The sequence below is a fragment of the Agrobacterium sp. 22094 genome, from assembly GCF_052046015.1.
GTDB lineage: Bacteria > Pseudomonadota > Alphaproteobacteria > Rhizobiales > Rhizobiaceae > Agrobacterium > Agrobacterium cavarae.
In genome coordinates this window covers 362,301-383,769 of sequence record NZ_JBQEPX010000001.1, presented here as the reverse complement: position 1 = coordinate 383,769, position 21,469 = coordinate 362,301, and the positions used below count along the sequence as shown (strand labels likewise).

20 protein-coding genes are annotated in these 21,469 nt (G+C 59.7%); 3 read left to right on the top strand and 17 right to left on the bottom strand.

Going from position 1 to position 21,469, the window contains the following annotated elements; all coding sequences use genetic code 11:
- Nucleotides 1-16: 16 nt before the first annotated feature.
- From ACTJK5_RS01850 to ACTJK5_RS01830, 5 genes are all read right to left on the bottom strand, one after another.
- The gene (locus ACTJK5_RS01850) at nucleotides 17-688 is read right to left on the bottom strand and encodes an urease accessory protein UreF (protein WP_113261647.1); all 672 of its coding nucleotides are present in this window, start codon (nucleotides 686-688) and stop codon (nucleotides 17-19) included.
- Between the two features lie 3 nt (nucleotides 689-691).
- Nucleotides 692-1,213, bottom strand: a complete 522-nt coding sequence (gene ureE, locus ACTJK5_RS01845; RefSeq protein ID WP_113261648.1) for an urease accessory protein UreE — start codon at nucleotides 1,211-1,213, stop codon at nucleotides 692-694.
- Between the two features lie 198 nt (nucleotides 1,214-1,411).
- Complete coding sequence (locus tag ACTJK5_RS01840; protein WP_113261650.1) at nucleotides 1,412-2,245, bottom strand: GGDEF domain-containing protein; 834 nt, start codon at nucleotides 2,243-2,245, stop codon at nucleotides 1,412-1,414.
- Nucleotides 2,246-2,587: 342 nt separating this feature from the next.
- Nucleotides 2,588-3,910: a sigma-54-dependent transcriptional regulator gene (locus ACTJK5_RS01835; protein ID WP_113180687.1), complete on the bottom strand. Its 1,323-nt coding sequence runs from the start codon at nucleotides 3,908-3,910 to the stop codon at nucleotides 2,588-2,590.
- Nucleotides 3,907-5,658: a sensor histidine kinase gene (locus tag ACTJK5_RS01830; RefSeq protein ID WP_440611706.1), complete on the bottom strand. Its 1,752-nt coding sequence runs from the start codon at nucleotides 5,656-5,658 to the stop codon at nucleotides 3,907-3,909. Before ACTJK5_RS01830 ends, ACTJK5_RS01835 begins: the two co-directional genes overlap by 4 nt.
- 369 nt (nucleotides 5,659-6,027) lie before the next feature.
- On the opposite strand from ACTJK5_RS01830, the gene ACTJK5_RS01825 reads away from it, so the two are divergent.
- Nucleotides 6,028-7,347 carry an MFS transporter gene (locus ACTJK5_RS01825; protein ID WP_062426614.1) on the top strand — a complete coding sequence of 440 codons (1,320 nt, stop codon included), beginning with the start codon at nucleotides 6,028-6,030 and terminating at the stop codon, nucleotides 7,345-7,347.
- 231 nt (nucleotides 7,348-7,578) lie between these two features.
- Here the strand turns inward: ACTJK5_RS01825 and ureC are convergent, their stop codons facing one another.
- From ureC to urtE, 7 genes are all read right to left on the bottom strand, one after another.
- Nucleotides 7,579-9,288: an urease subunit alpha gene (ureC, locus tag ACTJK5_RS01820; RefSeq protein WP_440611705.1), complete on the bottom strand. Its 1,710-nt coding sequence runs from the start codon at nucleotides 9,286-9,288 to the stop codon at nucleotides 7,579-7,581.
- 99 nt (nucleotides 9,289-9,387) lie between these two features.
- On the bottom strand, nucleotides 9,388-9,816 hold the full coding sequence (locus tag ACTJK5_RS01815; protein WP_440611704.1) for a lysozyme inhibitor LprI family protein: 429 nt from the start codon (nucleotides 9,814-9,816) through the stop codon (nucleotides 9,388-9,390).
- Nucleotides 9,816-10,121: an urease subunit beta gene (locus tag ACTJK5_RS01810; RefSeq protein ID WP_440611703.1), complete on the bottom strand. Its 306-nt coding sequence runs from the start codon at nucleotides 10,119-10,121 to the stop codon at nucleotides 9,816-9,818. Before ACTJK5_RS01810 ends, ACTJK5_RS01815 begins: the two co-directional genes overlap by 1 nt.
- A gap of 177 nt (nucleotides 10,122-10,298) precedes the next feature.
- The gene (locus ACTJK5_RS01805; protein WP_062426232.1) at nucleotides 10,299-10,601 is read right to left on the bottom strand and encodes an urease subunit gamma; all 303 of its coding nucleotides are present in this window, start codon (nucleotides 10,599-10,601) and stop codon (nucleotides 10,299-10,301) included.
- A gap of 117 nt (nucleotides 10,602-10,718) precedes the next feature.
- Nucleotides 10,719-11,441 carry an urease accessory protein UreD gene (locus tag ACTJK5_RS01800; protein ID WP_440612549.1) on the bottom strand — a complete coding sequence of 241 codons (723 nt, stop codon included), beginning with the start codon at nucleotides 11,439-11,441 and terminating at the stop codon, nucleotides 10,719-10,721.
- Between the two features lie 35 nt (nucleotides 11,442-11,476).
- Nucleotides 11,477-12,691 (bottom strand): alpha/beta hydrolase family esterase, encoded by a 1,215-nt coding sequence (locus tag ACTJK5_RS01795; protein ID WP_440611702.1) that lies wholly within the window; start codon nucleotides 12,689-12,691, stop codon nucleotides 11,477-11,479.
- A gap of 242 nt (nucleotides 12,692-12,933) precedes the next feature.
- On the bottom strand, nucleotides 12,934-13,629 hold the full coding sequence (gene urtE, locus ACTJK5_RS01790; protein WP_062598804.1) for an urea ABC transporter ATP-binding subunit UrtE: 696 nt from the start codon (nucleotides 13,627-13,629) through the stop codon (nucleotides 12,934-12,936).
- Nucleotides 13,630-13,850: 221 nt separating this feature from the next.
- On the opposite strand from urtE, the gene ACTJK5_RS01785 reads away from it, so the two are divergent.
- On the top strand, nucleotides 13,851-14,135 hold the full coding sequence (locus ACTJK5_RS01785; protein ID WP_440611701.1) for a GIY-YIG nuclease family protein: 285 nt from the start codon (nucleotides 13,851-13,853) through the stop codon (nucleotides 14,133-14,135).
- Nucleotides 14,136-14,334: 199 nt separating this feature from the next.
- Here ACTJK5_RS01785 and urtD read toward each other — a convergent pair whose 3' ends face one another.
- From urtD to ACTJK5_RS01760, 5 genes are all read right to left on the bottom strand, one after another.
- The gene (urtD, locus tag ACTJK5_RS01780) at nucleotides 14,335-15,096 is read right to left on the bottom strand and encodes an urea ABC transporter ATP-binding protein UrtD (RefSeq protein ID WP_062426613.1); all 762 of its coding nucleotides are present in this window, start codon (nucleotides 15,094-15,096) and stop codon (nucleotides 14,335-14,337) included.
- 7 nt (nucleotides 15,097-15,103) lie between these two features.
- A complete protein-coding gene (gene urtC, locus ACTJK5_RS01775) occupies nucleotides 15,104-16,273 on the bottom strand; it encodes an urea ABC transporter permease subunit UrtC (protein WP_296020113.1) in 1,170 nt (389 codons plus the stop codon).
- The gene (urtB, locus tag ACTJK5_RS01770) at nucleotides 16,270-17,877 is read right to left on the bottom strand and encodes an urea ABC transporter permease subunit UrtB (RefSeq protein ID WP_440611700.1); all 1,608 of its coding nucleotides are present in this window, start codon (nucleotides 17,875-17,877) and stop codon (nucleotides 16,270-16,272) included. The genes urtC and urtB overlap by 4 nt, the downstream gene beginning before the upstream one ends.
- Before the next feature lie 257 nt (nucleotides 17,878-18,134).
- Nucleotides 18,135-19,424 (bottom strand): urea ABC transporter substrate-binding protein, encoded by a 1,290-nt coding sequence (gene urtA, locus ACTJK5_RS01765; protein WP_440611699.1) that lies wholly within the window; start codon nucleotides 19,422-19,424, stop codon nucleotides 18,135-18,137.
- A gap of 194 nt (nucleotides 19,425-19,618) precedes the next feature.
- Nucleotides 19,619-19,804: a DUF2735 domain-containing protein gene (locus tag ACTJK5_RS01760; protein WP_440611698.1), complete on the bottom strand. Its 186-nt coding sequence runs from the start codon at nucleotides 19,802-19,804 to the stop codon at nucleotides 19,619-19,621.
- Between the two features lie 500 nt (nucleotides 19,805-20,304).
- On the opposite strand from ACTJK5_RS01760, the gene ACTJK5_RS01755 reads away from it, so the two are divergent.
- Complete coding sequence (locus ACTJK5_RS01755; RefSeq protein ID WP_112359988.1) at nucleotides 20,305-21,339, top strand: glutamine synthetase beta-grasp domain-containing protein; 1,035 nt, start codon at nucleotides 20,305-20,307, stop codon at nucleotides 21,337-21,339.
- Nucleotides 21,340-21,469: the final 130 nt, after the last annotated feature.

The window sequence follows — 21,469 nt, the reverse complement described above, 5'->3', positions numbered from 1 at the left end:
AAAGTAAAGGAGGCAGTCAGGAGCGGAAGAGCCGCGTGCCCTGCACCTCATGACGCATGGGCGCCGTATCGGCAATGATGGTGGCAGATCCCAGATCATCGAGCGTGGCAGTAGAGGCGCGGCTTGCAACCTTTCCCACCGCCCCCTCCAGCCTTGCCAGGATGGCAACACCGTCCTTCTGCCCCGCGACACCAAGACGGATGCCTGCGGAAATCAGTTGCGACAGGCCGGAATGCAGATAGGCGGCGAGAATATCCTCCAGCGCAATGTCATGCGCGGCGGCAACTGCACCCACCGCAACCGGATAGGTCGGCGCGGCTGGTAGCCAGTCGAAGACTGGGGACGGCCAGGCGCGTGTAGCCTCCACAAAGGCATCGCCCAGGAGAACCGTCTCGCGATAGCGCTCCGCCGAACCCGCAAGAGCCCGCGACAGTTCGGAGACCTCGTCCAGCATGGCGTCGTCGGCAAAGCCGTTCCAGGCCTGGCACACCATCACCGCATCGTTCCACAACGTTCCACGCTGGAGCGAAAGCCCAATCCAGTCGCTGAGACTTTCAGCATCGGAAATGCGGCGGTCCGCAACAGCGCTCTCAAGGCCACCGGAATAGGAAAAGGCACCCACCGGAAAGGCAGGCGACATCCAGGCCAGCAGTCTGAGCAGGCTATCCACATTGCGTTTCGGCATCATGCGTCAATCGTGATGGTGGTGGCCGTGGTTGCCGTGTCCATGATCGCCATGCCCGTGATCGCCATGAGAATGGCTGCCATGCGAATGCCCACCATGCGCGTGATAGGCGCCGCGCGCCGGTTGGAAGGGTTCTTCCACATCCCGCACCTTTGCACCCAGACCCTCAAGCATGGCGCGGATGACGTGATCGCGCAGGATGAGAATGCGATCCTCCTCGATCTGGGCCGAGAGGTGGCGGTTGCCGAGATGCCATGCAAGCTCGATCAGATGCAGCGGGCTCTTTGCGGAGATCTCGAACAGCTTCTCATTGGCTGCGCGCACCTCCACCAGATCGCCGTTTTCGACGACCAGCAGATCGCCATGGGCAAACAGCACCGCCTCCTTCAAGTCCAGCATGACCATCTCGTCATTCTGGAGATGCAACAACTTGCGTCTCAAATGTCTCTGGTCATGGGCAAGGGTGACATAGCCGCTCGGCTCATCGGCGTGTGTGCCTGCGGGGAGATAGGATTGAACACGTAACATGGAGTTGTCCGGCCTGACTGTATTGCTTCAAGCGATGAGTCTTGCCGGATGGGATGGGGGATTGCAAGCCGCTACAGCATCGGCCCGAAAATCGGAACTGATTTTCGCAGATGCACGATGCGTGGATTCAAAATCTCAAGCGTATAGCAAGCACAAATGCGCCTCATGGAGTGACGGCAGCACCGCGTTCACTTCGGCTCAGGAGGCCGCCTGGAGCGCCATGCCAACTGTCTCGTTACGCTCCACGCGGGCAAATCCATCGCTATGGCAAAGGCGATTGCGCCCGGCGGCCTTGGCGATATAGAGCGCCTTGTCGGCCAAGGCGAAAGTATCGTGTTTCGATCGCGATGGCTCGATCTCGGCAATGCCGACGGAAACCGTCGTCTGCAGCAGATTGCCTTCGAAATTGACGGAAAGACAGGCCACGCGGACCCGCGCCATTTCGATCAGCGCGACGCGATCCTTGCGCTCGCCGCCACAGACGATCACGCCGAACTCTTCGCCGCCGAGCCTTGCGACACAGTGGAAATCGCCGAACACATCCTCGATTGCCCGGGCGACACGCTTGATCACCAGATCGCCGGCGCTGTGGCCGAAATTGTCATTGATCGACTTGAAGCGGTCGAGATCGAAGATCGCAAGCGAGGCGTTGTTCTGAATGTCTTCGAACGCCTGGTTGAAGGCGCGGCGATTGGCAAGGCCCGAGAGCGTATCGGTGCGGCTCAGCCGCTCAAACTCCGCCTGCGATTCCCGCAACTGAAGGATCGCCTTGGCAAGAACCGTGCAGAGAATTCCGGCCACCAGGCCGCCGACGATCCAGCCCATGGCGATACTGTAGGAAACAGCCTCCGCAAGCGGAACGGGAAGAAGCCCCAGCGCCGAACCGATCAAAATGACGGCCAGACTGATCACGATGGACAAGGATATGGAGATGAACACCATTTTCATCGCAAAGCTTCGCAGCGTCTGGCCCCGGCCTTGATCGCTGAGGCTCATATCGAGCGAGATAAACTTTGCGAACCCGTCAGCCATCAGCCTCTTACCTCCATAAGGCAACCGATAAGCAGAAAAGGTTGCGACATCTTCAATAGAACAAGTAAAAGTTTAAGCTAGTTTTATGCGTATGCGCTCGTGGTGAAATTAATCGCATATGTGCTTAAACAAGGATGACCTTAAGCTTGTCATTCCCCACGGGCATGAACGGCGAAACGGCAGGAATGATCCGCAGAATTCTCATGAAAATGCTGTCGGGCGCCTCCGCTTTGCCGCACGCGGCCCCAGTTCTGCTTTGGTGTCGTTATCCCCAGATTTCCGCATGACAGCGTCCTAGGGCTTTCCGCGGCATGCTCTCAGCGAGACGAAAAGAGACAGATCCTAGCTCTCCTCCCGAGGCTTGCGGAAAGAGGATGGGGAGATGCCCAGACGCTGCAAACGCGCATACAGGCTGCGTCGTGGAAGTTTCAACGCTTCCGCAACAGCCGTAGCGTCACCGCCATGGTTTTGAAGTGCCTGGGTGAGAACGCTTGTTTCGAAAGCATCCATCTGCTCCACCAGGCCCAACCTCGTTGACAGTCCGTGGCGCGGTGACGCAAGGCCAAGCGCGATCTGCGTTGCATAGTTGCGCAATTCACGGACATTACCTGGCCATTCGTTGCTGAGCAGAAACGCCTCGATCTCGCCATCGATCTGCGGGCTGGGAAGCCCATGCCGACGCGCCGCGTCCTCTAAAAACACGTGGAAGAGGATGGCGATATCCCCCTGCCGCTGGCGCAGAGGCGGCACACCGATGCGCACGGTCTCGAGGTGATACAACAGGTCCTTGCGGAAGCCCGCCCTTTCGTCATCACCGGCAAGGTGTTTGCGTGTCAGGGTGGTGATGATCCGGATATCCACGGGCATCGTCCCGCCACTGGGATTGGGCATTTCGCGGCTTTCCGCCACGCCCAGCATCCGGCCCTGCATCAGGGCAGACATGGTCTCCGCCCCATCCAGAAACAGCGTTCCGCGCTGGGACTCGGCAATCAGCCCACGACGCAGGCGCGTCCCGAACAGCGTTTCGTCAACCATCGCATCGGAGATCGACGCGCAATCGACGCGGATGAAGGGGCGCGCACGTCGCGCGCTTCCCTGGTGCAACAGTCTGGCAATCAGCTCCTTGCCGGTGCCAGTCTCGCCTTCGATCAGAACATTGACGTCGGTTGGCGCGACCCGTTCGACCAGGTCCCGCAACTGCACCATCGCCGGTGTCTGGCCAAGCAGCGGCGATGTCAGTTCCGCCTCCAGTGCCGCCTGGCGAAGCCGCCGATTGTCGACGACGAGGCGGCGGGTTTCGAGCGCCCGCCGGACTGAGGCGATCAAATGGTCCGTCATGAACGGCTTTGCCACGAAGTCGAACGCGCCACGCTTCAGGGCAGCCACCGCCATGGCGATATCGCCGTGGCCCGTCATCAGGATGACCGGCAATTCCCGGTCTCGCGCCAGAATCGCATCGAACAGGTCGTTGCCATCCAGCCGCGGCATGCGAAGATCGGTGACGACGACACCGGGCAACGTCGTGGAGAGGCTGGCGAGCGCCGATTTCCCATCGTCATGCACCTCCACCTCCAGCCCGGCGATGGCGAAGCTGTCCGCCAATGCTGCGCGAAAGGCAAGGTTGTCTTCGACGAGCAGGATCTTCTCCGGTGCGTTCTGCGTCATGCCGCCCTCATGGTCACAGTAAAGGCCGCGCCCCCGAGCGCCGACGCCGTGATAGTCAGAGAACCCCCGAGATCCTTCATGATGTCCTGAGCAATGCCGAGACCAAGCCCAAGCCCATTGGGCTTGCCGGTAACGAAGGGCTCGAAGACTTGCTTGCCAAGCTGCGGATCGATGCCGGGGCCGTTATCGGCAACTGTCAGGCAAACCATGCCCCCTTCACGCTCCACCGTGATCGCAATCTCTGGATCGGGATGTCCCTCCAGCGCATCCATGGCGTTCTGCAGCAGATTGACGACAACCTGTTCGAGCGGCACACGCTTGCCCAGCACAGTTGGCTGACCGCCTGGCGGCAAGGTCAGGCGAATGCCCGCCTTGCGGATCCGGTCTTCCATCAACAGCATGGCGCCCGCGATCATCTCATCCAGGGGCTCTTCGCCGATCTGCCCCTCCCCCTTGCGGGCAAAGCCGCGCATTTCCTGCGTCAGCGTGCCGATCCGCTCCGTCATCGCAATCATCGTGCCGAGGCTGTCGCGAACACGTTCGCTACGACTGGCGGCAAGATGGTGGAGCGCATTTTCCGAAAGGGTGCGAATGGTGGCAACCGGCTGATTGATTTCATGCATGAGTCCAGCGGTAATGGAGCCGACGGAGGCGAGCCGATTGGCCTGCGCCAGTTCCTCGCGCGCCTCCCGATAACGCTGATCGGCAATGGCCCGATGGCCCATTTCTTCACGCAGCTGCGCCGTTCTTTCAGCAACCGCCGCCTCCAGGCTACGCCGCTCCGCAGCGCGCCTTGCGGTGCGATTGGCCTGCCACCAGACGGCGAAACCGGCGAGAAGCAGAAGCGGCAGGATGGCAAGCGTGGCAAACGTCGCTCGCCGGTCCGCGGCGAGACGCGCCTGCCGCGTGTTGAGAAGATGCAGGATGCGAAGATCCGTTCCGACAATGGGAAGTGCGGCATAGACCATGTCAGCGCCCTCAGCCGTCTCGATATGATCCGGACCGGCAAACCGATAGTTGCCCGGCTCCAACTTTGCATCGCCATACTGGCTGATCGCATCGATGCGCTGACGAACGGCGGTTGGGAGAGGCGCCAGCGTTGTCAAAATCTGGTCCTTGTCAGGTGCCGCCAGAATGATGCCGTTGGCATCGACGATCAGCGTGCGTCCCGGATCACCGGCCCAGATGGAGGAAAGCGCACCGAACTCGTATTTGACGACGACGACGCCGGATGCCGCGTCGTTTTGGCCGACGCGCCGCGCCAGAAACAATCCCGCCTGACGGGTGAGTAAGCCGGCACCATAATACTCCGCCTTCCCGTCGCGCATGGCGCCGGAGAAATACGGCCGGAAGCCGAAATCCTGCCCGACGAAGCTGCTGTCATCGCTGGCATTGGAGGCCGCAACGGCAACGCCGTTTCGATTGATCAGGTAGATATAGGAGGCTCCGGTCTCTCGCACGAGAGAGCCAAACTTTTCGCTGAGCCGCGCTGCCGTCTGAGCATTCCTGGTCGAGAGAACATCGACCAGATCGCCATATTCGCCCAGAACGATCGGCATGAGCCGAAAACGGGCAAGTTCGCTGTCAATCAACAGGCTGTGCTGGCGCACCAGCAACTCGGCCTCTCCGGCCAGTTGCTGCGCCGCTTGCCGACGCGACCAGAGTGACGCTCCGCTCCAGACGAGAGCGATAGCGGCCAGGACGAGCAGCACCAGCACGACGATTTGCAGACGAGGTTTCACTGACATCTGTGCAGGATATTGCACAATCTATCAGAATGCTATGCAAAAATCAGCACAAATTTTATCCGTAGCCCGAAGACAATTTCGGGAAAAATAATAAAATTCAATATCTTGACCAAAGCGCAACAAAACCTTCACACGTCGACCGCCCCTCCCGCAGATTGCATGAAGAGGACGCGCCGTCGGGAGGATGGCCCAACAGCTAAAAATCAACGGCCATGTGCTGATCAGCAACTACGCTTTGAGCGGGACAATCGCTGGTCGCTCTAAGGGAAGACCCAAGCCCCAAGCCGCGCGTCACGATCTTGGCCCTGCCTGGAAGAAGGCACTGGGCGTCTTTGTAAAACTTGACCAAGGGAGGGTCTGAGTGTGTTGATCGAGACCGGAAATACTGTCACCCAGGGAAGAGCCGCGCAGTCGGCGGACCGCAAGCATCGCCTGAAATCGATTATCGGCGGCTCGACGGGCAACCTCGTCGAATGGTTCGACTGGTATGTCTATGCCGCCTTTGCGCTTTACTTCGCACCGCACTTCTTTCCCGCAGGCGATCAGACCGCACAGCTTCTCAATTCCGCAGCCGTCTTCGCCGTCGGCTTCGTGATGCGCCCTGTCGGCGCATGGATCATGGGCCTTTATGCCGACCGTCATGGCCGCAAGTCCGGTCTGGCGCTTTCGGTCACCCTCATGTGCTTGGGCTCGCTCATCATTGCGCTGACGCCCGACTACAACACGATCGGCGTAGCCGCGCCCACACTTCTCGTCATCGCCCGCCTGTTGCAGGGTCTTTCCGTCGGCGGCGAATATGGTGCGTCCGCCACCTATCTTTCCGAGATGGCCGGCAAGGAACGCCGCGGCTTCTTCTCGTCCTTCCAGTATGTGACGCTGATCTCGGGCCAGCTACTGGCCATTGCCGTACTCATCATTCTGCAAAACGTCATGACCACGGAAGATCTGAATGCCTGGGGCTGGCGCATCCCGTTCTTTGTCGGTGCGGCACTGGCCGTCGTGGTCTTCTGGCTGCGTCGTGGCCTTGCAGAAACCGAAAGCTTCAAGAATGCCAAGGCTGAAGGCAAGCCGAAGTCTGGCTTCTGGCAGCTTCTGACCAAGCATCCGAAAGAGACAGCTCTCGTCATGCTGCTGACCGCAGGCGGCACCTTGGCCTTCTACGCCTACTCGATCTACATGCAGAAATTCCTCGTCAACACCTCCGGCTTTTCCCGCGAGGTTGCCAGCGAGATCAATGCCGTCACGCTCTTCATCTTCATGCTCCTGCAGCCAATCGCGGGCGGATTGTCCGACAAGATCGGCCGCAAGCCGCTGATGATCGCCTTCGGTGTGCTTGGCGTACTCTGCACCTATCCGATCTTCTCGGCTCTGGAACAGACGAAGGACCCGCTCACCGCCGGACTGCTGGTCATGGCCGCCCTCGTCATCGTGACGGGCTACACTTCGATCAATGCGGTGGTCAAAGCGGAGCTCTTCCCCGCCCATATCCGCGCACTCGGCGTTGCTCTCCCTTACGCGCTCGCCAACACGCTCTTCGGCGGCACGGCTGAGTTCGTCGCACTGCGCTTCAAGAGCGCCGGCTGGGAACAGGGCTTCTACTGGTACGTCACCGCCATGATCGGCGTGTCGCTGGTCGTCTACCTCTTCATGCGCGATACCAGCAAGCAGAGCGAGATCATCGAAGACTAAAAGACCCTCACCAGGGGTCTGCGACCGATAACAAAATGAAGCGGGCGCCGTCTTTGGACGGCGCCCGCTTCATTTTTGGAGGTAGACCAGTTCTCGTAACTGACGTCAGTATCGCAAAAGCACAACGCATCATTTCAAACGCGTGCGCCCCTCGCCGATCCGCCGACGGAGCGGAGACGGCGCTAAGGCGACGATCGCGCAGTTATGCGGGCCGTTTCAAAAAGCCCGATATCAAAACAGGAAGTAGCGCTGCGCCATGGGCAGAACTGTCGCCGGTTCGCAGGTCAGCAACTCGCCATCTGCGCGCACCTCGTAGGTCTCCGGGTCCACCTCGATATGCGGGGTCAGCGTGTTGTGGATCATCGAGGCCTTCGAGATACCGCCACGGACATTCTTCACCGCCACCAGCTTTTTCGCCACACCGAGACGCTGTGCCAACCCGCCATCGAGTGAGGCCTGCGAGACGAAGGTGACAGAGGAGTTGGTGCGCAGCTTGCCGTAAGCCGCAAACATCGGGCGGTAATGCATCGGCTGCGGCGTGGGAATGGAGGCGTTCGGGTCGCCCATGGGTGCCGCCGCAATCGAACCGCCGAGCAGCACCATTTCCGGCTTTACGCCAAAGAAGGCCGGAGACCACAGCACGAGGTCGGCGCGTTTGCCGACTTCGACCGAACCGATCTCGTGGCTCACACCATGGGCGATTGCCGGATTGATCGTGTATTTGGCAATGTAACGACGAACGCGGAAATTGTCGTTCTCGCCCTTTTCATCCTTCAGGCGGCCGCGCTGACGCTTCATCTTGTCGGCCGTCTGCCAGGTGCGGATCGCCACTTCGCCGACGCGACCCATGGCCTGGCTGTCGGAGGAGATGATCGAGAAGGCGCCGATATCGTGCAAAATATCTTCCGCCGCGATGGTCTCCTTGCGGATACGGCTTTCGGCAAAAGCAATGTCTTCAGGAATGGATGGCGACAGATGGTGGCAGACCATCAGCATATCCAGATGCTCCGCCAGCGTATTGACCGTATAGGGCCGCGTCGGGTTGGTGGAGGACGGAATGACGTTGGGGTTGCCGCAGATCTTGATAATATCCGGCGCGTGACCGCCACCTGCCCCTTCCGTATGGAAGGCATGGATGGTGCGGCCCTTGATGGCGGCCACAGTGTCTTCCACGAAGCCGCTTTCGTTCAGCGTATCGGTATGGATCATCACCTGTACGTCGAAGGCGTCGGCCACCGTCAGGCAGTTGTCGATGGCAGCCGGGGTCGTGCCCCAATCCTCATGCAGCTTCAGCGAGGAGGCGCCTGCCAGGATCATTTCTTCCAGCGGCTTCGGCAGCGAGGCATTGCCCTTGCCGGCAAGTGCCAGATTCATCGGAAACCCGTCGAAGCTTTCGATCATCCGTTCGATATGCCATGCGCCGGTGCAGGTGGTGGCAAGCGTTCCATGCGCAGGGCCCGAACCGCCGCCCAGCATGCAGGTCACGCCGCTCATCAGCGCTTCTTCGATCTGCTGCGGGCAGATGTAGTGGATATGAGCGTCCATACCGCCGGCGGTCAGGATCTTGCCCTCACCCGCAATGGCTTCGGTCGAAGGGCCAACGATGATCGTCACGCCCGGCTGCGTATCCGGATTGCCCGCCTTGCCGATCGCGTGAATGCGCCCGTCCTTCAGGCCGACATCGGCCTTGTAGATGCCCGAATGATCGACGATCACCGCATTGGTGATGACGGTATCGACCGCACCCTCCGCACGGGTCGCCTGGCTCTGCCCCATGCCGTCACGAATGACCTTGCCACCGCCGAACTTCACCTCTTCGCCATAGGTGGTGAAATCCTTTTCGATTTCGATGAACAGCTCCGTATCGGCCAAGCGCACCTTGTCGCCGGTGGTCGGGCCGAACATGCTGGCATAGGCGGTGCGGGAAATCTTGTAGGACATGGGCGGTCTGGCTCCCTCAGAGGCGGAGAAGGCGATTGTTTTGATAAAGACCAAGGCGGCATCCGCCTTGACATCGTGACGTGTCTTGACAGATCCGGGCTACCAGAACTGTGCGGAAAGCGTCTTTAACTCCTGCGTCCGATCGCGGCTCATCTGCGCAAGGCAAGAGGCGACAAGCTGCGGCTCCATCGACCCGCCACGCGCCTGAAATCCCGCAAGGTTGCAATTGGCATCGCGGTAGGCGACCCAGGCGCGCTGCGCGGCAACCAGCGCGTCGACCGCGCCCTTGCCATTCTCATCAGCCGCCTTGTCGCGCTCGCCCAAAAGCTTGCGAAGCTTCTGGTACTCGACATTCAAGTCCTTGTCGGCCTTGTCGTAGTCTTCCCCGGCGCACTGGGTCATCTCCATCTGCGTCTGAGGGTCGGTGCAATTGACCTTTTTGTCCTGGGCAAACGCCGCGGTGGCGGCGCCGGAGCCGACAAGCAGAAAGAGCGAGAGACAGCGGCTCAGATATAACTGCGAGGCCATCAAAGCTTCCCCATCACCTGCTGGCGAAAGCCATACACCTCGCGCTTGCCGGAAAGCGGCACCAGCGTCACTTCACGCTTCTGCCCCGGCTCGAAACGCACCGCCGTGCCGGCCGGAATATCCAGCCGCATGCCGCGGGCCTTGTCGCGCTCGAAGAGCAGCCCGGCATTGGTTTCGAAGAAATGATAGTGGCTGCCCACCTGCACCGGGCGGTCGCCGGAATTGGCAACCTCGATGGTCACGGTCGGCTGGCCGGCATTGAGCTCTATCGTGCCCTCGGCAGCAATGATCTCACCTGGTATCATCCCAGTTCTCCCTTCAGCATATCCAGCAAACGCGTAAGCAATTCTGCCCTGGAAATGCGTAAAACAAATTCTGTCGGTCTTACCGCATCGTCCCGAAAATCGGACTCGATTTTCGGAAAGCACGATGCGTCGATTCAAAAAGTAAAGTGCCGTGCGTCCAATAGGACGCGCGGCGCTTTAACGGATCGGCTCATGCACGGTGACGAGTTTGGTGCCGTCCGGGAAGGTGGCCTCCACCTGCACATCGTGGATCATCTCGGCGATGCCTTCCATGACCTGATCGCGCGAGATGACATGGGCGCCCGCTTCCATCAGTTCGGCCACGGCGCGGCCGTCACGCGCCCCTTCCACCACATAGTCGGTGATCAGCGCGATCGCCTCTGGATAATTGAGCTTGACGCCGCGTTCGAGCCGCCGGCGCGCCACCATGGCGGCCATGGAGATCAGGAGCTTGTCTTTTTCCCGGGGAGTAAGGTTCATCGTCGTCCCATTCCAGCCGAGCGTCCTTCAGGGCTTGGAAGGTACGCTCAAAATCATCCCGCCGATGCAGTCACTTAGGCCAAACGGTCATCCGGCTTTAGGGGCGCTGCACCCGCTTCACAGATTCCAGACTTTCGGCACTGGCGCGCCGTTGCGCAAGAGCGAAATGATGGGAAAAAGCATTTTTCTCAAGGAGAAACCGTCCTGCGCAGACAGTCGCACAACGAGCTTCCCCTGCCATTCGCTGGCGCCGCCGCTTTCTCCGGCAAACGCTCTGATTTTAGGCAAGAGCGCCTCAGCCAGCGGCCCGATATAAAGGATGGTGGCGAAGGCGACGCGGCCCGCGAGAACGGAAGACCGCTGCGTCAGATCGGCAATGCGACCGTCGAGAAAAAGCTCTTCCGCGTGAACGAGCTTGCCGCCGTGACGAATGCGCCAGCGGTCACGAAACAGCCCTTCTTCCATTGCTTCGCCCATGGCCTGACGCCCAAGCAGCACCGCTTCCATCGCGAGAAACTCGGACGAGGCATGCAGATCGGCCTCCAGCCTGCGTGTCAGCGAGGCGCGATCGAAAAGGATGGTTTCCTGGGGGAGCCAGTGCAGCCGGGTGTTTTCTTCCGCCGTGACACGAACGGAGACATTCGCAGTCCCGGCAGCGGCCTTGTAGACCTTTTCGCAGGCCTGCGTGGTGACGACAAGGTTGGTGCCTGCCTTGGCATGCGCCTGCCATTCCAACTCGTCTCCCCCGGTCAAGCCGCCGGAGGAATTGATGAGAATGGCTTCCATCTCATTGGAAAATGTATCGGGGAGCCTGATCTTGGCGCAGCCTTCCTGGAACAATTCATCCAGACGGCTGCGCCCATCAAGCGCTTTGGTTACAATGCGTCCTCGGCCACGGGCGCGTTGCGGACGGGGTTGGCTGATGCTTTCAAGGACTGGCTGCACGTCGTCTCCGAGGGCTTCGCGGATGCGGAAACCGCTTTCACAGAGCAATCCGTCTTCGACGTTGCGTCGACAACCATCTGCCCTTCCGTATTCTGGAAGAAATCCCACATTCTTTCGGCTGCATCAACCTGTCTTGCGCTCTCATCACCGGATGTCCTGCGGTCCACCGCAGGCTGCGCCTTCGGCGTTACATCGCTGCCGGGCTTGCGGGTCAAAACGGCAGAAGCGGCAATGACGTCGGACTTCATCGTGGCGCGCGGCCATGCATGATCCCAGGCGTCGATCACATAGGAATGGATGCGCGATCCGCTCTTGCAGACATCATAGGAATTGAAGGTGAAGTTGCCGAGAGACTTGCTTTTGACGGCACCCTTGCAGCCATCGAGCTCTGCCCAACGTTTCAGCGCCGTCTCGCCGCCATACTGCCAGTAAGGCTTGCCGCCGCCCTGATAGGGATTGGCTGGATCCTTCGTGCCGGCAAAGGCGATGATCGACATGGGCTTGGCTGGCGTGCAGCTTGCCATGTCCGGCCGCCAGCGGCCTTCGGCTTCCACCGGAACGCCCGCGCGAAGCGAGGCGACGAAGCCAGCCGCGGCAAAATCGTTGCTGCCACTGCACAGATATTGGGAAAGCATGCGCCCACCACCGGAATAGCCGGAGCCATAGAATCGCTCTTCATCGACGCAGAACTTCGACTTCACCAGGGAAACCGCATCGCGGATGAAAGAGACCTCATCCAGCCCGCCTTTGCGGGTGGTCACGCCCGGCACGTTCCAGGCATGGGTACCTGGCAGATCGCCATCGAGACTGCCCTGCAGTGCGACGACCATGACGCCCGTGCGTTCGGCGACCTTGTCCCAGCCACTGCGATCCAACTGGCCGTTCGGGTTGCTGTTGCTGCCATGAAAATCGAAAACCACCGGCACCGGCTTCGATCCATCATATGAGGATGGAACGAAATAGACGCCCTCGCGTTCTGACCCTTGCGACATGAGCGAGAACTCATGCCGACCGGGCTTCGCAGCCTGACCGCACATTGACGCCGATGCTGCGGCGCTCATGCTTGTGAGGATGGCAAACCCTGCGAACAATGTCTTGGCAGGGAATTGAAGCCGGAACGTCCGGCCAGCAACAGTCAAATTCATCGGCACGCCTTTATTGGCACAGTTCTCCGACAAGATGCCGGAAAATTCGCGGAATGTAAGGGATCGACGGTCGCGGGGTGCAGATGACCTCTCGGGTGTGTCTTGCATGCAGCATTCATGTTGCCAATAACACAGGACTTTGGTGAATGAAACGTAAAAACCTGCATGAAAGCCATGCCTGAGCGCATGGCTGTTCACTTTATCACGGGGTTTTTATTACGGCGTGAGCAAATCCGCAGCAGTTATACTGTCAAATGCCGCCGCGCTTCCGGCGTGTCGAGCGTTTCCGCCGCACCTTGATGCACCACCTCGCCGCGATCCATGATGTAGACATAGTCGGCAAGCTCGCGGCAGAAATCCAGATATTGCTCGACAAGCAGGATCGCCATGCCTGTGGAATCTCGCAGATACTTGATGGCCCGGCCGATATCCTTGATGATCGACGGCTGGATGCCTTCGGTCGGCTCATCCAGCACCAGGATCTTCGGACGCGTTACGAGCGCCCGGCCGATCGCCAGCTGCTGCTGCTGCCCACCGGAAAGATCGCCGCCGCGGCGTGACAACATGCTTTGCAGCACCGGAAACAGGCTGAAGATGTCGTCGGGAATAAACCGCTCCTTGCGCGGCAGCGGCGCATAACCGCTCTCCAGATTTTCCTGCACCGTCAGAAGCGGAAATATCTCACGCCCCTGCGGCACATAGCCGACTCCGCGCTTTGCCCGCTGGTAGGGCGCAAGTCCATTCAGGCTCTCGCCACCAAAGGTAATCGAGCCGCCGCTGATGGCATGCTGCCCGGTGACCGCACGCAACAGCGAACTCTTGCCCACCCCGTTGCGCCCCAGCACACAGGTGATCTTGCCCATCTCGGCATTCAGCGAGATGCCACGCAAAGCCTGCGCCGCGCCATAGTGAAGATTGATGTTTTCGACGCTTAGCATGGTGTTACCTTCGGCTGCGGCTGTAATATGGATCCTCGGGTCACCCTCGGGCTTGACCCGAGGGCCGAGGATGACGGCATTGGGCGGGACTTATGTGTTGCCCCGATCTCAGGCATTGTTCGCCGGTTTGGCTGTAGGGTAGCCTTACCCTCTTCCGTCATCCTCGGCCCTCGGGTCAAGCCCGAGGGTGACCCGAGGATCCACAACCGGGAACGACCACGATGAGCGGTTACGTCTACATTGTCGCCAGCCAGAAGCGCGGTACGCTTTACATCGGCGTGACGTCCAATCTTGAGCAGCGCATCTATGAGCACCGCGAAGGTCTGACGAAGGGTTTTACCAGCCGCTATGGCTGCACGCGGCTCGTCTGGTACGAAGAGCATATCAGCATTGGCACGGCGATCCAGCGGGAGAAGAGTTTGAAGCGGTGGTACCGGGATTGGAAGATCAAGCTGATCGAGGATTTTAATCCCGAATGGCGGGATTTGTATGAGGAGTTTGGATGAGGCAACGGCGCGCGCGGCCATGGATCCTCGGGTCGAGCCCGAGGATGACGGCAGTGGGTGGCGCTTATGTGACGCCCCAATCTCAGGCATCGTTGGTGGGTTCTGCTGAAGCGCAACCTCACCCTCTTCCGTCATCCTCGGGCTTGACCCGAGGATCCACGGCAACACCCACCAACCTTGAACACCAGAAGCCATCCCCTCACCGCCCCAGATAATTCTCAATGACCTTCGGATCGTTCGAAACGAAATCGATCGATCCCTCGGCCAGCACGGAGCCTTCGGCAAGGCATGTCACCTTGACGCCGAGCTCGCGGATGAAGCCCATGTCGTGTTCCACCACCACCACGGAACGGGTCTTGGCGATTTCCTTCAACAGCACCGCCGTTTCCGCCGTTTCGGCGTCCGTCATCCCCGCCACGGGTTCATCCACCAGCAGAAGCTTCGGCTCCTGCGCAAGCAGCATGCCGATTTCCAGCCACTGTTTCTGGCCGTGGGAGAGATTGGCCGCAAGATCATCTCGGCGGTGGCCGAGGCGCACAGTTGCGAGGATTTCCTCGATGCGCGCCTTGTCTTCCGCCGTCAGACGGTAGAACAGCGTGGCGAAGACGCCGCGCTTGCGGTTCAGCGCCAGTTCCAAATTGTCCCAGACCGTATGGCTTTCGAACACAGTCGGCTTCTGGAATTTCCGGCCGATGCCGAGCTGGGCGATGTCCGCCTCGTCCTTCTTCGTCAGGTCGATCTGGTCTTCGAACAGCACTGTGCCGCTGTCCGGCCGCGTCTTGCCGGTGATGATGTCCATCATCGTCGTCTTGCCGGCTCCATTCGGGCCGATAATGGCGCGCAACTCGCCGGGCTCCACCACGAAGGACAGAGAGTTCAGCGCCCGGAAGCCATCGAAGGAAACGGAAACGCCGTCGAGATAGAGCAGGCTTTTTGCTCTCGTATCGGAAACTGTGTTCATATCCGCCTCACTCCGCTGCCTGATGCGCCACCGCATCGTCATTGCCGGGCTTTGCCGGGTTGTCTTTGGGCTTTGCACCCTTGCCGCGACGGCCCGCCATAGTGTGCTGGATGGTGCCGACAATGCCCTTGGGGAAGAACAGCGTCACGGCGATGAAGAGGCCGCCCAGCGCAAAGAGCCAGAACTCGGGAAAGGCGCCGGTAAAGTAGCTCTTACCGCCGTTGACCAGCAGCGCGCCGATGATTGGCCCGATCAGCGTGCCGCGACCGCCAACGGCCGTCCACACAACCACCTCGATCGAGTTGGCCGGCGCGAATTCGCCCGGATTGATGATGCCCACCTGCGGCACGAAAAGGGCACCGGCAATACCCGCCATCATCGCCGAGACGACGAAGGTGAAAAGCTTGATGTTTTCGACGCGAAAGCCAAGGAAACGAACCCGGCTTTCGGCATCGCGCACCCCAACCAGCACCTTGCCGAACTTGGAGTTGACGATGCCAGAGGCAATCAACAGGGACAGCGCCAGCATCAGTGCGGTCATGGCAAAGAGCACGGCACGTGTGCCGCTCGACTGCACGGAAAAGCCGAGAATGTCCTTGAAGTCTGTCAGGCCGTTATTGCCGCCAAAGCCCATGTCGTTGCGGAAGAAGGCGAGCAGCAATGCGTAGGTCATGGCCTGGGTGATGATCGACAGGTAGACGCCATTGACGCGCGAGCGGAAGGCGAACCAGCCGAAGATGAAGGCAAGCAGACCGGGAACCACCAGCACCATTATCATGGCGAACCAGAACATGTCGAAGCCGTGCCAGAACCAGGGCAGTTCCTTCCAGTTAAGGAAGACCATGAAATCCGGCAGCACCGGATCGCCATAGACGCCGCGCGAGCCGATCTGGCGCATCAGATACATGCCCATGGCATAGCCGCCGAGCGCAAAGAAGGCCCCGTGGCCAAGCGAGAGAATGCCGCAATAGCCCCAGACGAGATCGAGCGCCAGCGCCAGAAGCGCGTAAGCCAGATACTTGCCGAGCATCGACATCATGTAGGTCGGCACATGCAGCGGGTTGCTGGGCGGCAAGAGCAGGTTCAGCGCCGGAATGATGAGCGCAACGGCCAGAATGATGCCGATGGCAATCGAGATGCGGCGGTCGAGCGCGCGAAGGAGAAAGCCGGTAATCATGCTTCGATCGCCCTTCCCTTGAGTGCGAAGAGACCGCGTGGCCGCTTCTGGATGAACAGGATGATGAGGACGAGCACGAGGATCTTGCCGAGAACGGCACCGACGGTCGGCTCCAGGAACTTGTTGAGAACACCAAGCGACAGCGCGCCGACCAGCGTTCCCCAGAGATTGCCGACACCACCAAAGACCACGACCATGAAGCTGTCGATAATGTAGCTTTGGCCAAGATTGGGCGACACATTGTCGATCTGGCTGAGCGCGACGCCCGCAAGGCCCGCAACGCCCGAGCCGAGCGCAAAGGTGAAGGCATCGACCCAGGGTGTACGGATACCCATGGAAGAGGCCATGCGCCGGTTCTGGGTCACGGCGCGCATCTGCAGGCCGAAGGACGAACGCTTCAGAAGCAGAAGCAGAGCGAAGAACACCGACAGCGAGAAACAGACGATCCAGACGCGGTTCCAGGTGAAATTCAGATAACCGACGCTGAAGGAGCCGGACATCCAGCTTGGGCTACCGACCTCGCGGTTGGTTGGCCCGAAGATGGAGCGCACGCCCTGCTGGAGGATCAGCGAAATACCCCAGGTGGCCAGCAGCGTTTCCAGCGGCCGGCCATAAAGAAAGCGGATTACGCCGCGCTCGATGATGAGACCGACAAATCCGGTGACGATAAAGGCAACCGGCAGCGCGATGGTAAGCGACCAGTCGAACAGTCCAGGGAAGTGGCTGCGAATGATGTCCTGCACGATAAAGGTGGAATAGGCGCCGATCATCACCATCTCACCATGGGCCATGTTGATGATCCCCATCACGCCGAAGGTGATGGCAAGGCCGATGGCGGCAAGCAGCAGCACGGAGCCGAGAGACAGGCCGTACCAGATATTCTGCGCGGCATCCCATAGCGCCAGCGAGGATTGGATATGCGAGATCGCCGCGTCAATGTCCGGCTTCAGGCTGGCATCGACGGAGGACGATGCGGCCATCAGGATGCTGATCGCATCACGCCCGCCGATCGTCTTGATCGTGTCGATGGCACCGCGCTTGTCTTCGACGGCACGGTCGGAATTCAGGAGGGAGACGGCACGCGCCTCTTCCATGCGTGCGCGAACTTGGCCGTCGGTTTCCTTGGCAAGAGCCGCTTCCAGAAGCCCGAGGTTCTCGGCGCTCGGCGCTTTCAACACGGCGTCCGCCGCGGCAAGCCGCACACCACGATCGGGGCTCAGCAGCGTTAGACCGCCGAGTGCTGCGCGCGTGACACGGCGCAGCGTATTGTTGACCTTGATCTTCGTCACCGCCGCTTTCGGCGCCTCACCGACCGCCTCACTCGTCACCGGATCGATCAGGGTCAGATTGTCGCCGGCGGGCTTCACGAGAAACACCAGGCTGTCGGCCTTGCGAACATAGAGTTCGCCGGCAGCAAGCGCTTCGAGTGCAGGCACGACGCGTGCATCGCCCGTCGCAGCAATCTGCCCGATCAGCGCTTCAGCCTGCTTGAAGTCAGCCTTGCCCAGTGCATCGATCAAGGGCTTGGCATCGCCCTGCTGGGCAAAGGCCGAAGCCGTCAGGCTGAACAAAAGGCCGATCACGGCCAACAGTCGGAAAAACATGGTCCCAAGTCCCCCTTGGAGCCTCCCTCCCTCTCGACGTCATCCTCGGGCTTGACCCGAGGATCCATCACGTCTGCCAGAAACCAGCAACGCTAGAGAGAGTGAGTGTAAACAGTGGATCCTCGGGTCACCCTCAGACTTTGATCCGAGGGCCGAGGATGACGGCAGTGTGTGGGGCGCTTGCCCGGTCTCCCTCACCCCGGAGTTGAGCCGGAGTCCAGTCGAGGCGCATCAGCGCCTCGAGAGGGATCACCCAATCACATGCCCTTGCCGCCGCACTTGCCCGACGCAACGTTGAAGTTGCCGCAGGACATTGGCTTGCGCCAGTCGGAGATCAGGTCCTTGGAGTCCGGCAGGTAATCGGACCACTCGTCGCCCACGACCTGCGCGGTCTGCTGGACGATCTGGAACTGGCCGTCCGACTGGATTTCACCGATCAGCACCGGCTTGGTGATGTGGTGGTTCGGCATGACGGTCGCGTAACCGCCAGACAGGTTCGGCACTGAAACGCCGATGATGCTGTCCAGAACCTTGTCGGTATCCGTGGTGCCGGCAGCCTCGACGGCCTTCACCCAGGCGTTGAAGCCGATATAGGCGGCTTCCATCGGGTCGTTGGTCACGCGCTTGTCGTTCTTGGTGAAGGCGTGCCATTCCTTGATGAACTCGGCATTGACCGGCGTATCGACGGACTGGAAGTAGTTCCAGGCGGCAAGATGGCCGACGAGAGGCGTGGTATCGAGACCGGCAAGCTCTTCTTCACCGACGGAGAAGGCGACGACCGGAATGTCTTCAGCCTTCACGCCCTGGTTCGCCAGTTCCTTGTAGAAGGGAACGTTCGCATCACCATTGATGGTGGAAACGACGGCAGTCTTCTTGCCGGCAGAGCCGAACTTCTTGATGTCGGAGACGATCGTCTGCCAGTCGGAATGACCGAATGGCGTGTAGTTGATCATGATGTCCTCTTCCTTGACGCCCTTCGACATCAGGTAGGCCTTCAGGATCTTGTTGGTGGTCTGCGGGTAGACATAGTCGGTACCAGCCAGAACCCAGCGCTCGACGCCTTCGGTGTTGGCAAGATAATCGACGGCGGGGATCGCCTGCTGGTTCGGTGCGGCACCGGTGTAGAAGATGTTGCGCGAGGACTCTTCTCCCTCATACTGCACAGGGTAGAAGAGGATAGAGTTCAACTCTTCGAAAACCGGCAGAACGGATTTGCGCGAAGACGAGGTCCAGCAACCGAAGACGGCGGCAACCTTGTCCTGGTTGATTAGCTGACGCGCCTTTTCGGCAAAGAGCGGCCAGTCGGAGGCCGGATCAACGACGACGGCTTCCAGCTTCTTGCCAAGAACGCCGCCCTTTTTGTTTTGCTCGTCGATGAGCATCAGCATGGCGTCCTTCAGCGTCGTTTCCGAAATCGCCATCGTGCCGGAGAGCGAGTGCAGCACACCGATCTTGATCGTGTCGTCAGCGGCAAATGCGCCGTGGAATGCAGTGGTGGACATAATGGCGCCGAGCAGCGCGCCAGTGAGCATCTTGCTGAAAGTCATCGGAAGAACCCCTCTTCGTGTTGGGCCGTGAAGGCCTCAGCGGCATGTTGAACCGCTGCTGGAGGGGACTATCGGGCTCGGTGCCGCGAAACCGTATACGTCGTTTGACGTAGGTGGGGTGGCGAAATCAGCACATGGAAACATGAGGGCCGACGCAAGGTCAGCCGACGGGCTAAGCTAGAACGCGAGATACCTCAGTTATGGGGCTTCTCGTCCTCGGCAATGGCGTCTTGATGGTACCAGCTGTCGAAGTCCACGCGCGGAGCCTCTGCCTGCATGGACTGAACCGACGCATCCTTGCGAAAGCCTCGGTAGCCTGCACGGCCTCCGACGGGGAACTGATAGATCTTGGCACTTTCAAAATTGGGTTCGGTTCTCATGACGGCCTCTTTTCTTCCAGTCAAACACCTCAGCACCATGCTTCGTTCCGGACTATAGCCGATTGAAAGCCGAAATTCACCCCATCCGCTTAAAAAAATATCACAAAGCCTATTTTTTAATCACATCGATTGCGCGTCCGTTAATCGAATAGTCTTTATGCAGCTAATCACTCAAATTTCGCACTTTCAGGTCAAAAAACATTCAGAACGACCCCTTCGCTTACAGTTTCAGCAGAAAATCGGCCGATTTCGCTTCATAAAGCCTTCATAATTCTAAAAATTTGGGAAAAACCCTCATCGCCCGTCAGGACGGAATTCTGCCGTACCAACCGGTTCGGCAGCAAGGTTGGCAGAAAAAAATGAAGTGTCGATTCGAGACGGGCGCGAATTGGCACGCGGCATGCATATCTATCGGCAGCCCTTGAAAGCGAGAGCGTTTTCCACCGGTAACCGGACGAAAACAATCAAGGCTTCGCATCTTAACCCATGAGAGGTTCGTAATGACTAAGTTCAAACTCGAGTACATCTGGCTGGATGGTTACAAGCCGGTAGCAAACCTGCGCGGCAAGACGCAGATCAAGGAATTCGACGAATTCCCGACACTCGAGCAGCTTCCGCTTTGGGGCTTTGACGGCTCCTCCACCATGCAGGCCGAAGGCCACAGCTCTGACTGCGTTCTCAAGCCAGTCGCAATCTACCCTGACCCTGCCCGCACCAACGGCGCGCTGGTCATGTGCGAAGTCATGATGCCGGATGGCGTAACCCCGCATCCGTCCAACAGCCGCGCAACCATCCTTGACGACGAAGGCGCCTGGTTCGGCTTCGAGCAGGAATACTTCTTCTACGAAGATGGCCGCCCGCTCGGCTTCCCAGAGCAGGGCTACCCAGCTCCGCAGGGCCCGTACTACACTGGCGTCGGCTACAAGAACGTTGGTTCGATCGCTCGCGAAATCGTCGAAGAGCATCTCGACCTCTGCCTCGAAGCAGGCATCAACCACGAAGGCATCAACGCCGAAGTGGCCAAGGGTCAGTGGGAATTCCAAGTTTTCGGCAAGGGCTCCAAGAGTGCCGCCGACCAGATCTGGATCGCTCGCTACCTGCTTCTTCGCCTGTGCGAAAAGTACGGCATCGACGTCGAATTCCATTGCAAGCCGCTCGGCGACACCGACTGGAACGGTTCTGGCATGCACTGCAACTTCTCCACCAAGTTCATGCGTGAAGTTGGCGGAAAGGACTATTTCGAAGCCCTCATGGCTGCCTTCGAAAAGAACTGGAAAGAGCACATCGACGTTTACGGTCCGGACAACCACCTGCGCCTGACCGGCAAGCACGAAACCGCTCCGTGGAACAAGTTCTCCTACGGCGTTGCCGACCGTGGCGCGTCGATCCGCGTTCCGCACTCCTTCGTCAACAACGGCTATCGTGGTTACCTCGAAGACCGTCGTCCGAACTCCCAGGGCTGCCCTTACCAGATCGCTTCCGTCGTACTGAAGACGATCGCAGAAGTCCCGACGGCAAAGTCGGCTGCTGCCTAATCTGAAACAAGTGGCGTCGCTCGATCCGGGCGACGCCATTTTTCCGTCTGCCGTTTGCGGGCAACGTGGACTCAACGACCGCGGCGCGCTCGTCATCCTCGGGCTTGACCCGAGGATCCAGGTTTCCATC

What these genes read in the sequence shown, in the direction of transcription:
- ACTJK5_RS01830 (WP_440611706.1), bottom strand. Translation starts at nt 5,658, where the DNA reads ATGTCAGTGAAACCTCGTCTGCAAATCGTCGTGCTGGTGCTGCTCGTC.
- urtE (WP_062598804.1), bottom strand. Translation starts at nt 13,629, where the DNA reads ATGCTAAGCGTCGAAAACATCAATCTTCACTATGGCGCGGCGCAGGCT.
- urtB (WP_440611700.1), bottom strand. Translation starts at nt 17,877, where the DNA reads ATGTTTTTCCGACTGTTGGCCGTGATCGGCCTTTTGTTCAGCCTGACG.
- ACTJK5_RS01840 (WP_113261650.1), bottom strand. Translation starts at nt 2,245, where the DNA reads ATGGCTGACGGGTTCGCAAAGTTTATCTCGCTCGATATGAGCCTCAGC.
- ACTJK5_RS01805 (WP_062426232.1), bottom strand. Translation starts at nt 10,601, where the DNA reads ATGAACCTTACTCCCCGGGAAAAAGACAAGCTCCTGATCTCCATGGCC.
- ACTJK5_RS01795 (WP_440611702.1), bottom strand. Translation starts at nt 12,691, where the DNA reads ATGAATTTGACTGTTGCTGGCCGGACGTTCCGGCTTCAATTCCCTGCC.
- urtD (WP_062426613.1), bottom strand. Translation starts at nt 15,096, where the DNA reads ATGAACACAGTTTCCGATACGAGAGCAAAAAGCCTGCTCTATCTCGAC.
- ACTJK5_RS01755 (WP_112359988.1), top strand. Translation starts at nt 20,305, where the DNA reads ATGACTAAGTTCAAACTCGAGTACATCTGGCTGGATGGTTACAAGCCG.
- ACTJK5_RS01815 (WP_440611704.1), bottom strand. Translation starts at nt 9,816, where the DNA reads ATGGCCTCGCAGTTATATCTGAGCCGCTGTCTCTCGCTCTTTCTGCTT.
- ureC (WP_440611705.1), bottom strand. Translation starts at nt 9,288, where the DNA reads ATGTCCTACAAGATTTCCCGCACCGCCTATGCCAGCATGTTCGGCCCG.
- ACTJK5_RS01835 (WP_113180687.1), bottom strand. Translation starts at nt 3,910, where the DNA reads ATGACGCAGAACGCACCGGAGAAGATCCTGCTCGTCGAAGACAACCTT.
- ACTJK5_RS01760 (WP_440611698.1), bottom strand. Translation starts at nt 19,804, where the DNA reads ATGAGAACCGAACCCAATTTTGAAAGTGCCAAGATCTATCAGTTCCCC.
- urtC (WP_296020113.1), bottom strand. Translation starts at nt 16,273, where the DNA reads ATGATTACCGGCTTTCTCCTTCGCGCGCTCGACCGCCGCATCTCGATT.
- ACTJK5_RS01810 (WP_440611703.1), bottom strand. Translation starts at nt 10,121, where the DNA reads ATGATACCAGGTGAGATCATTGCTGCCGAGGGCACGATAGAGCTCAAT.
- urtA (WP_440611699.1), bottom strand. Translation starts at nt 19,424, where the DNA reads ATGACTTTCAGCAAGATGCTCACTGGCGCGCTGCTCGGCGCCATTATG.
- ACTJK5_RS01850 (WP_113261647.1), bottom strand. Translation starts at nt 688, where the DNA reads ATGATGCCGAAACGCAATGTGGATAGCCTGCTCAGACTGCTGGCCTGG.
- ureE (WP_113261648.1), bottom strand. Translation starts at nt 1,213, where the DNA reads ATGTTACGTGTTCAATCCTATCTCCCCGCAGGCACACACGCCGATGAG.
- ACTJK5_RS01785 (WP_440611701.1), top strand. Translation starts at nt 13,851, where the DNA reads ATGAGCGGTTACGTCTACATTGTCGCCAGCCAGAAGCGCGGTACGCTT.